This is a genomic window from Weeksella sp. HMSC059D05, from assembly GCF_001809725.1.
Classification (GTDB): Bacteria; Bacteroidota; Bacteroidia; order Flavobacteriales; family Weeksellaceae; genus Weeksella; species Weeksella virosa.
Genome location: NZ_KV798524.1, coordinates 64,122 through 75,256, shown reverse-complemented (window position 1 = coordinate 75,256; position 11,135 = coordinate 64,122). Strand labels below are relative to the sequence as shown.

Annotated in this window: 11 protein-coding genes and 2 tRNA genes; 5 read left to right on the top strand and 8 right to left on the bottom strand. The window is 35.8% G+C overall.

Annotated features, from left to right (window positions below; all coding sequences use genetic code 11):
- Positions 1 to 1,116 precede the first annotated feature (1,116 nt).
- Positions 1,117 to 1,293 carry a hypothetical protein gene (locus tag HMPREF2660_RS10965; protein WP_013598039.1) on the top strand — a complete coding sequence of 59 codons (177 nt, stop codon included), beginning with the start codon at positions 1,117 to 1,119 and terminating at the stop codon, positions 1,291 to 1,293.
- Positions 1,294 to 1,397: 104 nt separating this feature from the next.
- Here HMPREF2660_RS10965 and HMPREF2660_RS02935 read toward each other — a convergent pair whose 3' ends face one another.
- Both HMPREF2660_RS02935 and HMPREF2660_RS10745 read right to left on the bottom strand, forming a co-directional pair.
- Positions 1,398 to 1,889: a hypothetical protein gene (locus HMPREF2660_RS02935; protein WP_083299048.1), complete on the bottom strand. Its 492-nt coding sequence runs from the start codon at positions 1,887 to 1,889 to the stop codon at positions 1,398 to 1,400.
- Positions 1,890 to 2,001: 112 nt separating this feature from the next.
- Positions 2,002 to 2,415, bottom strand: coding sequence for a PH domain-containing protein (locus tag HMPREF2660_RS10745; protein ID WP_083299047.1), 414 nt, complete (start codon positions 2,413 to 2,415; stop codon positions 2,002 to 2,004).
- A 433-nt stretch (positions 2,416 to 2,848) separates the two neighbouring features.
- On the opposite strand from HMPREF2660_RS10745, the gene HMPREF2660_RS02925 reads away from it, so the two are divergent.
- The 3 genes from HMPREF2660_RS02925 to HMPREF2660_RS02915 all read left to right on the top strand — a co-directional run bounded on the left by HMPREF2660_RS02925 (position 2,849) and on the right by HMPREF2660_RS02915 (position 4,253).
- Positions 2,849 to 2,922 (top strand) — tRNA-Asn (locus tag HMPREF2660_RS02925).
- 43 nt (positions 2,923 to 2,965) lie between these two features.
- Positions 2,966 to 3,039: transfer RNA gene (locus tag HMPREF2660_RS02920), tRNA-Asn, on the top strand.
- A gap of 305 nt (positions 3,040 to 3,344) precedes the next feature.
- A complete protein-coding gene (locus HMPREF2660_RS02915) occupies positions 3,345 to 4,253 on the top strand; it encodes a T9SS type A sorting domain-containing protein (RefSeq protein WP_013598035.1) in 909 nt (302 codons plus the stop codon).
- A 95-nt stretch (positions 4,254 to 4,348) separates the two neighbouring features.
- Here the strand turns inward: HMPREF2660_RS02915 and trpB are convergent, their stop codons facing one another.
- The 6 genes from trpB to HMPREF2660_RS02885 are packed head-to-tail and all read right to left on the bottom strand — an operon-like array spanning position 4,349 to position 9,925.
- Positions 4,349 to 5,530 (bottom strand): tryptophan synthase subunit beta, encoded by a 1,182-nt coding sequence (gene trpB / locus HMPREF2660_RS02910; RefSeq protein WP_070485575.1) that lies wholly within the window; start codon positions 5,528 to 5,530, stop codon positions 4,349 to 4,351.
- A gap of 10 nt (positions 5,531 to 5,540) precedes the next feature.
- Positions 5,541 to 6,176 carry a phosphoribosylanthranilate isomerase gene (locus tag HMPREF2660_RS02905; RefSeq protein WP_070485574.1) on the bottom strand — a complete coding sequence of 212 codons (636 nt, stop codon included), beginning with the start codon at positions 6,174 to 6,176 and terminating at the stop codon, positions 5,541 to 5,543.
- Positions 6,173 to 6,967, bottom strand: coding sequence for an indole-3-glycerol phosphate synthase TrpC (gene trpC, locus HMPREF2660_RS02900; RefSeq protein WP_070485573.1), 795 nt, complete (start codon positions 6,965 to 6,967; stop codon positions 6,173 to 6,175). Before trpC ends, HMPREF2660_RS02905 begins: the two co-directional genes overlap by 4 nt.
- 2 nt (positions 6,968 to 6,969) lie before the next feature.
- Positions 6,970 to 7,959: an anthranilate phosphoribosyltransferase gene (trpD, locus tag HMPREF2660_RS02895; RefSeq protein ID WP_070485572.1), complete on the bottom strand. Its 990-nt coding sequence runs from the start codon at positions 7,957 to 7,959 to the stop codon at positions 6,970 to 6,972.
- Positions 7,956 to 8,525 (bottom strand): anthranilate synthase component II, encoded by a 570-nt coding sequence (locus tag HMPREF2660_RS02890; RefSeq protein ID WP_013598030.1) that lies wholly within the window; start codon positions 8,523 to 8,525, stop codon positions 7,956 to 7,958. Before HMPREF2660_RS02890 ends, trpD begins: the two co-directional genes overlap by 4 nt.
- Entirely contained in the window at positions 8,522 to 9,925 is a 1,404-nt protein-coding gene (locus tag HMPREF2660_RS02885; RefSeq protein ID WP_083299046.1) for an anthranilate synthase component I family protein, read from the bottom strand. The genes HMPREF2660_RS02890 and HMPREF2660_RS02885 overlap by 4 nt, the downstream gene beginning before the upstream one ends.
- A gap of 451 nt (positions 9,926 to 10,376) precedes the next feature.
- On the opposite strand from HMPREF2660_RS02885, the gene HMPREF2660_RS02880 reads away from it, so the two are divergent.
- On the top strand, positions 10,377 to 11,135 hold the full coding sequence (locus tag HMPREF2660_RS02880) for an enoyl-CoA hydratase/isomerase family protein (RefSeq protein ID WP_070485571.1): 759 nt from the start codon (positions 10,377 to 10,379) through the stop codon (positions 11,133 to 11,135).

Below are 11,135 nucleotides of genomic sequence, written 5' to 3'. Positions count from 1 at the left end.
TAACCCGAAGGTCACAGGTTCGAGTCCTGTCCTCGCTACTAACAACACTGATAATCAATTGATTGCGAGTGTTATGGACTAAAAAAGGGACTAATCAAATGAATTAGTCCCTTTTTTTATTAATTATTTAATAAGCTTAATACTTTTTCGAATTGTTTCTTATAATGGCAATCAACTTATCAAGAGAAACAACCGTGTCTCCATCTGATTTTGTGGAATTTGGGCATCTTTTCCACCTAGGTAAAATGTGTATAGGCTAAATAATTCAACTAATTGATTATGATGTGTTTAGATTAAGTTTGTGTTTTATACATAAAGTATATAATATATATTGTATGAATAATTTTTACATAACCAAATTTTTTTTCTTTCTGCATTGCTTTATCATCTTGTACTAACTTACTAAAATATATTTCTTTATTAATCAATCATTTAAAAGCTCTCTTAAAAAATTGATATTAAATAGCAAGATGTGTCATTGTTCCCACAAACTTTTCAAGTCTGGAAAATGACATCTTGCCTTTTTTCAAAAGGAGAAAAAACTTCGGAACTCGTTTTTTACTTAAAATTCACTATTAAAAAAATTAAATCACAACTTTAAGTGTCTTTTTTAGTCTTAATTTATATTAATTAGATCTACTGAAAACCAATCACTTGCAATTAATATTTAAACGTATAAAATTTATAGTATAACTAACAAAAGAAGGTTTTTTTATTGATTTTGATCTTGATTAATGGAGAAAAAAACAGACACAATAAAATTTAGAATAGAGATGCAGAAAAAAGAAAGCAAATCTGTCTACAAAAAAATATTTCTCTAGCAAATCTAATCATGCCATCTGTTGATAATAGACTTCTAGAAAATGAAAGAAAGTTGATTTTTGAGTTCATTGAAAAGCAGGATAATATTTTTGGTAAAATTCAGAAAAATATTAACCAATTTGCAAAAATTGCTAATCCCAAAAATGATGTTTCGACAAATGATCTAAGAAGATTCAATCAAATGTTGCAGAAATAAAAAGTCAAACAGAAATTACCGAAAACAAAATCAAGGAGCTGGATGCTAAATTAGAGAATTTACATAATGTAAGAGCAGAACTAATTGAAACGTATAGAATGGAAAAACAGTTGCTGCAAGAATCTAAATCGAAAATAAATATTGTTTTAGAACGAAAGGCAGAAAATGCCGAGCTCTTTCCAGTAGAGAAACTGGAACCGATGAATTTAGCTAAGGAAGAAATAGAACAGATTTATGAGGGAAAAAAAGGAAATATTATGTTAGAAAATCAGTAAATTAGTATTAAAATAGACCCAGATTAAAAAGATAAAGAGGCACCCAAAAGGTCAACCTCTTTATTTTTTTTATGATAAATTCTTTAAAAAGAGTCAGAAAAAAACTACTCCATCATATCATTTTTTAGTTTAATTTCTCCTGCCAACAAAGCTTCCTGTAAATAAATTTGATAGTTTTTTTTATCAAACTTAGTGTTTAAGATATAGCCATCTTCGCTAATCTGCCAATCGATTACCTCTAAATTTTGACCTGCAATTTTTTTAGCATTTTTAGAAATTGGTAACTCTTGTATTTTATCCCATGCATCTACACCGTATTGTACAGCGTTTGCAGTTCTCGCGACTTTAATCGATTCAGACAAGATTTTAATATTTCCCGAGCCTAATCCAACAGCACTTGCTCCAGTTCCTACGGCGTCGGCAACTTTTCCAAGAAGTTTAGCGTTAAATTTTTTCACAGGTTTGATAAATAGAAAATCGTTTTCTAAAGGTAGATAAGCCTGTATATTACCTCCTTTTTCAATGGAAATGGAATCGTTGAGTATCAACTCGGTTTTTGTGTCTTGAATTGATGAAATGACAAATTGAGCATTCAAAACAGTAGATGCAGAAAATAAAAACAGTCAAATTAAAATAAGTTTTTTCATTGTTTTTTATATTTGATTTTAGTTTCCAATATGTAACCTAACATCATTATTTTTTATAGACTTAGAGAATAGCAGACCTTAGCTGAACAGGATTCGATATGAAATATCTGTGATTTATTTCGCCTGTGCTAACGTGAATAGTCCCATAATTCAAGGTTTTCCCTAAAAATGATTGGTGGATGTTAATGCCTTCGATTCTTTGTAATGAAATGTCTGAAATTCTTTTGCTAAAAATTCCTGTTTTTATTGTCAATAATCGATCGGATAAAATAATTATAGTCGATTTGTTTTGAAGAAACATTAAAATTCCCTTGATGAACAGGAAGATTAAGAAAAAGGCAATAAATTGGAGTAATCCTCGAAAAAATATTGCAGGGAGTATTCCTAAAAATCCTATTAATGTTAATATTGAAGGAATTATATATGATATCCAATGAAGTTTTGCTTCATATTTAACATTAGTATCTATATTCATTAGGATGGGTTGTTGTAATAAATTTATAACAATTTAAGTTTTTTTTAATGATATTTAAAAATTCTGAGTTTGCTTTTTCTGTACATAATTAGGATTTATAGGAGTTTTAAAATAATTTCAATTGATTTGGATTGTAATTGCTTTCTATACACAGGCGATTAAATAATTCTAAGAATTTTATAAATTCATCGTGGTTGGGCATATGCTTTTGAAGGATATTCAAACAATCATTGGATAATTTTTTTTCTTCAAAAGAGAGATTTTGAAATGAAATCGAGATTGTATTCATATGGACTAATTATAATTCATAAAATTTTTATGTTGATTTTCAATAATATAGTAATAAAGATTAAAAAAATAATTAAAAAAGTAAGCCTATGGTTTGGAAGTAAAGGAAAATAGGCTATATTTGCACTCACAATTTAGGAAACAATCCTCCTTAGCTCAGTTGGTTAGAGCATCTGACTGTTAATCAGAGGGTCGCTGGTTCGAGCCCAGCAGGAGGAGCAAATGTCAAGACAAGACACTAAAATTACAACCCAGGATTTATTCCTCCTTAGCTCAGTTGGTTAGAGCATCTGACTGTTAATCAGAGGGTCGCTGGTTCGAGCCCAGCAGGAGGAGCAAAAATAAAAACTCCCATCAAATTATTGATGGGAGTTTTTTATTCCTACAACGCATCCTACCTAAAAAAATTGTCTATTTCTTTTGTTGATAAAATGTTTAATGCAAGATTACTCTTCTTAAAACCAATGAATTCTTAGTGTTACTACTTTCTCTCGTTTTTAATTGGTAACTTTTTTGGCTGAAACTTACATGTCTATAACGCTACATTTCCCTATACTTCCCAAATAAATTTATAGTTTTGTATTAGCAAGTATTAAAAAAAACACTAATTTCGGATCAAATTCAATAAAATATTTTACATCATGAAACACTTTTACGCTGTTTTAGCGTTTTTGTTTGCAAATTTGCTAACAGCTCAGTATTATTCGTTTGAGCAGTCAGAAAATTTCAATTTAGGACCAGTAAACGAGCAGAATGGCTGGACTGTGACAAAACTTGACGACGGAAATCCTTCTTTGAAGCAGGTCGTGACCGAAGAAAAAGCAAAAACAGGCATACGCTCTTTAAAAATTGATTACGATCCAAATGCTTCCTTCCAACCGCTTTTGATTATGGGGGCATTTAAAGCCATAGATCAACCTCTCGATAAATCAAACTTTACGATTTCGTTCAGTGCCAATATTGGCGTATCACCAGGGAACGCTTCTTCAGATTTTGGTTATCAGGCAGGGAGTAGAGCAGATGGTAGGCTTGTAAATGAAATATACTTCTTTTACGACGGAAGAATTATCATCCTAGAGAACGCAGGAGAAGAATCAAACAACAAGGTCATAGGGAACTGGAGTCCTCATACATGGTATGATTTTAAGATTGTTGGTGATGGAGATAGGGTAAAATATTATCTAAACGGTGATTTGGTACACACGGGTCGAATTTTGTTCAATATTGATGAGATAAGATTTACGCACAACAATTATTCTGGATTTGCCTATATAGACGATGTTAATATCACTCACAGTTCTATGGCTGTACATGATGTGGCCTATTCCAACGAAACTTTCCTTACACCAAATCCAGTTTCTGACTTTGCTACTATCAAAATCCAATCAAAAGTTGATATGCTAAGTATTTTTGATCTTTCCGGAAAAAAAGTAATAGAAGTAAAACCCACTAGCAATACAGTTGACCTATCCAATCTGAAGGCAGGAATATATTATGCCGTACTAAAATCGGGTGATACCATTGTAAAACAAAAAATTATCAAGAAATAAGCAAGTTATTTTATGGTTATTAGTTGAAACCTTCCCAAATTGTGGGAAGGTTTTTTTTATTTCTGTAAACTCATCCTACCTACCGAATTCCTCTCTCATTCTTTTTGATGATATTGCTGATAAGTCGCCATATCTTTATCACCACGCCCAGAAAGATTCACCACGACAAGATCATCTTTCTTAAATGTCATTTTCTCTAAGGCTGCCAACGCATGAGCCGATTCTAACGCTGGGATAATTCCTTCGGTTTGGGTAAGAAGAAAAGCAGCAGCAAGAGCCTCTTCATCGGTTGCATTTTCAAATCTCGCTCGACCCGTTTTGTGCAAATGCGCATGCAATGGTCCAATCCCCGGATAATCCAATCCAGCCGAAATAGAGTAGGGCTCAATAATCTGTCCATCATCATCTTGCATTAGAAGTGTTCGACTTCCGTGAATAATACCTTCTGATCCGCGTTGAATGGTAGCGGCTGTTTCATCAGTATCAATTCCTTTTCCGGCTGCTTCTACAGCGATCAATTGCACTTGGTCATCATCCAGAAAATGATAGAAAGCTCCGGCAGCATTGCTTCCGCCACCTACACAAGCAATGACGTAATCGGGCGTTTCTCGTTGATATTTTTCTTGTAATTGGCTTCGAATTTCCTCTGAAATCACCGACTGAAATTCTGCAACCATCGCTGGGTAAGGATGCGGACCAACCACCGACCCGATGAGGTAATACGTTTCTGGATTATTGATCCAATACCGAATAGCTTCATTGGTGGCATCTTTTAGCGTTTTACTGCCCGAAGTGGCAGCCAGTACTTCTGCTCCCAGCATTTTCATGCGAGCTACATTGGGCGCTTGTCGTGCGATGTCTACTTCACCCATAAAAACCGTACATTCTAATCCCAACAACGCACAAATCGTTGCCGTTGCCACACCATGTTGTCCGGCACCTGTTTCGGCCAATAGCTTTTTCTTGCCCATGCGTTTGGCTAACAATGCTTGCCCAATCGTATTGTTTATTTTGTGGGCACCCGTATGGTTGAGGTCTTCTCGTTTGAGGAGAATATGAGCGCCGTATCGTCGAGAAAGGTTCGGTGCATAGTACAATGGGCTCGGGCGACCAACATAATCCTTGAGCAACGAGCGAAACTCTTGCTGAAATTCTTCGGTAGGATAATACTCATCGAAAGCTTTTTGCAATTCTTCGCAATTGTATTGTAGGAGTTCTGGGATAAATGCTCCTCCAAAATCTCCGTAAAATCCGTTTTTGTCTATGGTAAATTTCATGCTTATTCGTTTAAAGTTTGGGTTGATTAATTTTTTGCTGAAAAGTTGCAATCGCATCGATATCTTTTACGCCAATAGCAGTTTCGAATCCACTGTTAATATCAAAACCAAGCAGTTGAGGGTGTTGAATCTCGAGTAGTTTTTGAGTATCGGTAGGATGAAGTCCACCACTTAGAAAAAAAGGGGTGTCGAGGGTATAATTTTGGAGCAATTGCCAATCAAACTGTTTTCCCGATCCGCCGTATAGTTTCGTTTTGGTATCGAAAAGAAAAGCATCAATTAGGGGTTGATATTTTTCGAGGTCCTCAAAATCAGTAACATCTCCTACCGAAATTGCTCTCCAAATTTCCGTATTCGGAAGCGCTTTTCTGAGTTGTGCAATTAGTTCCAAAGGTTCGTCACCATGCAGTTGCACCACGTCAAAATGATATTGCTGCACTTTTTCTACCATGTTACTCAACGAATCATTAACAAATACACCGACTTTGTTGGCATTCGGGAAAATAGAAAATAGTAAGTTGTTTTCTACTCTTCTTGGCGATTGGTCATAGAAAATATACCCTACATAATCCACGTGTAATGTTGCCAATTGCATTAGATTATTGATGTGTTTGTTACCACAAACTTTTAGCTGATATCGTTTCATTTGGTTTGTTTTATTTCATTATTAAATTGTGCAAAACTTTTGCCCGGATTGTCGGTTTTCATAAAATGTTCGCCTATCAAAAAACCATGGAAGCCTTCTTCCTTTAGGGCTAAAACAGTTTCGGGAGAATTGAGTCCACTTTCGGCAATCTTAATGCTCTCGGCAGGAAGTTGAGTCAAAAGCTTTCGAGAATGTGCTAAATCTACCTCGAAAGTTTCAAGATTTCGATTATTGATTCCGACCAAATCAATGTCGGTTGAATACGTTTCCAATTGTTTCTCGGTATGAATTTCTAGTAAAACCTCCATATCCAAATCATGAGCGATTTGAGTGAAAGTTGCAATTTCTTTTTTGCCCAAACAAGAGGCAATCAACAAGATAACATCAGCTCCCATTGCCTTGGATTCGTGTAGCTGATAGGCATCTATAATAAATTCTTTTCGTAATAATGGAATTGTACTCAGTTCTCTTGCTTGTGAAAAATCATCGGTTTGTGCACCAAAAAACGGACGATCCGTAAGGATAGAAATCATCGAAGCGCCTGCTTTTTCGTATTGCGGAATTATACTCTCTACCAAAGCATTTTTATGGATATAACCTTTTGAGGGAGATTTGCGTTTGAACTCGGCAATAATTCCAGTTTTATCAGGATCGACAATCGCTTTTTTAGCCGAAATCTTGTGTCTTTTGTACAACGCTTGTTGTTGGAGAAGATGAATCGGTTGTTGAATTTTTGCTTGTTCGACTTCTTGTTTTTTTAGTTGAATTATTTGGTCTAAATAGGTTTGCATAATTAAGCAGTTTGTAAGAGTTGACGAAAAGTTTGTAAGGCGCGTTTACTTTCTAAACTTTCATTAGCTCTCTGTACGCATTCTTCGAGTGATCGGTTTGGGTGTAAGGTTTTCAGTCCTAGAGCAGCATTGGCCAAAACGACTTGCTTTTGAGCACGTGTCCCTTTATTTTCTAAAATAGCTAAGAATATTTTCGCATTTTCTTCGATTGTTTTTCCTCCTTTTATTTCGGTAGGATGAAGGTTTTCTAAACCAAAATCTTTTGCGTGTAATAAATACTCACCCAAGTTAGCGTAAATTTTGGCGGGCGAAGTAAGTGAAACTTCATCGTGCCCATCAAGTGCCGTAGAAATGCTGTATTGTGTGTCGGTTTGTTGCATTACATAATGATAAAGTCGAGCTGTTTTCATATCAAAAGTACCCAAACATTGATGCGTCGGTTGAACTGGATTGACCAAAGGTCCCATGATGTTGAAAAAAGTTTTTACGCCTAAATTTTTGCGCAGTGTGGCAACATTTTTCAGAGCAGGATGGAATAGTGGTGCATGCAAAAAAGTAATCCCTACCGATTCGTATTCTGCTTGTAATTGGTCTGAGTTTTGCGTGAATTCGTACCCGAAATATGCCAACATATTCGATGATCCACTTACCGAAGAAGCTCCATAATTACCTTGTTTGATAACTTTTTCTCCTGCAGCAGCAATCACAAAACTTGCCAAAGTCGAGATGTTGAACGTGTCTTTACCGTCGCCACCAGTCCCGACCAAGTCGATCCCTGTAGAAGGTAAATCAACACGGCTACAAAGGTCGAGCAATGCCTTGCGGAAACCTGTAATTTCTGCGAGTGTAATGTTGCGCATATTGAAGGTTGTGAGAAATGAAGACAGCTCGATATCAGAAAATTTCGATTCGGAAATATGAATCATTACCTCGTAGGCTTCTTGTTCTGTCAAGGTATAATTGTCGAAAAGTAAATTGAGTAATTGTTTCATTTTGTGTGTTCTATCCAGTTCTGTAACATTTTTTCTCCTTTGGGCGTCAGGATGGATTCGGGATGAAATTGAACTCCACGAACCTCTAGGTTTTTATGACGAATAGCCATGATTTCACCTTTCGGGCCAAGTGCGGTGATTTGTAAGCACTCAGGGAAATCGGTCGGTGAAACAACCCAAGAATGATAACGTCCTACCAAAAGTTTATCGGGTAAATGATCGAAGAGTAGATCCTTTTCGCAAACGCTTATTTCCGATTGTATCCCATGATGTACTTGTTGGGTATGCATCAACTTCCCACCAAAAACTTCTGCAATTGCTTGCTGTCCTAAACAAACACCTAAAATAGATTTTCGGTTTGCATAGGTTTGAATAATGGGTTTCAGAAGGTTGGCTTCGTCGGGTAAACCAGGTCCTGGCGAAAGCAGGATTTTGTCGTAGGCGTCTACTTCTTCTAGGGTAATCTCATCGTTGCGAACAACAGTAATAGTAGTGGTAAATTTCTTGATACAATGCACCAAATTATAGGTAAAAGAATCGTAATTGTCGAGTACTAAAATTTTCATGATACGATGTTTTTTGCTTGTTCGATGGCTCTACGTAACGCCCCGAGTTTATGATTAACTTCTTGTAATTCATTTTCCGCTATCGATTTCGATACGATGCCTGCACCTGCCTGAAAGTATAAGGTATGGTTTTTACTGATAAAACTGCGAATGACAATCGCCATATTGATGTCGCCATTGAATCCTAAAAAGCCTAAAGTCCCACCATAAATTCCACGATTCTGATTTTCGAATTCTTCTAACAATTGCAAAGCTTTGTATTTGGGCGCACCCGACAAAGTACCTGCCGGGAAAGAATCTGCAAGGACTTGCAAAGAAGAAGCATCTTCTTCTAATTCTGCCGTAACTTTAGAAACCAAATGAATCACATGCGAGAAATATTGCACTTCTTTATAGCTTTCGACCTCCACATTTTGGGCATTTTTACTTAGATCATTTCTTGCTAAATCTACCAACATTACATGCTCTTCATTTTCTTTTGGGTCGTAAATTAGCTCATCAGTTAACTGAGAATCCTTCTCTAGATTGCCTGTTCTACGAACGGTCCCAGCAATCGGATGAATTTGTGCTATTCGGTTTTGGATAATTATTTGTGCTTCGGGTGAAGAACCAAATATTTTATAATTTCCGTAATCGAAATAAAATAAATATGGCGACGGATTGATAGATCGTAAACTTCTATATACATTGAATTCATCACCCGTAAATCCTTGCTGAAACTGACGAGAAGGCACAATCTGAAAAACATCTCCACGATAACAGGCTTCTTTACAGCGACTAACAATTTGGATAAAATCTTCATCTTCTAGGTTGGATTGCATTTCTCCTTCGGTCTGAAAAGGATAATGCGTAAAATTCCGCTGCAAACAAATTTCCTGAATACGTGCCATTTCCGACACGGTTTCTTCATTGTAAAACTCTATAAACTCGATTTCATTATGAAAATGATTAAAAACTACAATGTTTTGGTAGAATGAAAATTTCACTTCTGGGATACTCGCAGGATTGTTGTGTCGTTTTCGACTCAATTTTTCCATAAACGGTAAAGCATCCCAAGCCAAATAGCCAAACAACCCTTGCACATTCTGATGCGCAGACGATTCAATAGAAAATTGAGCAGAAAAAGCCTCTAACTTTTCCACCAAATCTTGTTTGGTAAGTAAATATTTTTTTTCAGTTTTTTTAGGGAAAGTTTCTATTACTTCTCCTTGGTTCACCTCGAAATTGGCCAATGGCCGGAGACAAATAAACGAGTGAGCATCTGCTTTCGAGTGATAATCGGCCCCCTCTAGCAACAAAGCATTCGGGTAAGCATCCCTCAATTTTAGGTAAAGTTGAACCGGCGTTGTAAGGTCTCCTAAGGTTTTGATGCTGTGTATTTTAAAGTTTAGTTTCATCATGTAATGTTAATCATTAGACATAAAAAAAAAGGCTTGTCGGTTCCGACAAGCCTTTCCTACATATAACTACATAGAGGTCTCACGAACCAACGTTTTGCTGTTCGTTTAACCACCACCAGTTATTTGTACTAAATGTTTTCATTGTCCACAAATCTAAAACATTATTTCGTTAATGTGCAAATATTTTTTTAAGCTTTAGCATATGGACAGGATAAAACCTATAGTTACTATATTGATTTTTAGTCTTTTATTTAATTTGCTTGATAGAAATTTTTATTGCGTAAATCTTTTATAGGTAGTGGTTTATTGGTATGTTTATAACAATAGTTTTATTTTTTTTTATCTAAAAATGTAGAAGAATGCTGTCATGAAGAAAAAACTCAAGTGAAAGATTTTTCCTATTTTTATAGAGTCTAATAAATACAATATCAAACAGAAGTTTTAATATTTCATGGAACAATACGTTAACTATCACATTGAGAATCAAATAGCTCATATCGAATTTTATCAAGAAAAAAGTAATTCATTTCCGACCGAACAACTCGAACGCATGATCGAAGTGCTAGAAGAATTGGGAAACAATGACCAGGTGAAGGTGATTACACTTCGTAGTAAAGGAAACCGAGTTTTCTCTGCCGGTGCTTCTTTCGATGAATTATTAACGATTGAAGATTTCGAAACAGGTAAAAAATTTTTTTCGGGTTTCTCTCGCGTTATTTTAGCGATGAGAGCTTGTCCTAAATTCATTGTCGGGGCAATCACCGGAAAAGTAGTCGGAGGAGGAGTAGGATTGGTTTCTGCTTGTGACTATGCCATTGCAGACGAATCGGCTTTTTTACGCCTTAGCGAACTATCGATTGGTATTGGTCCTTTTGTGATAGAACCTGCGATTACCAGAAAAATTGGGCTGAATGCTTTTGCAGAAATGACCTTGAACCCAGTAGAATGGAAGGATCCTTTTTGGGCAAAAGAGAAAGGATTCTTTTCTGAGGTGATGGAGACAGAAGCACAATGCATAGATAGGGTAGAGGAGTTTTCTGAACAATTATCAAAATACAGCCTCGAAGCCATGAGAAACCTAAAACAAGTCTTCTGGAAAGATACCGAAGATTGGCCCGAAGTCATGCAAGAAAGAGCTGCAATGAGCGGTAAATTAGTCTTGTCTGACTTTACAAAAACAACTCTTAATAAGTTTAAAACTAAAGCATAA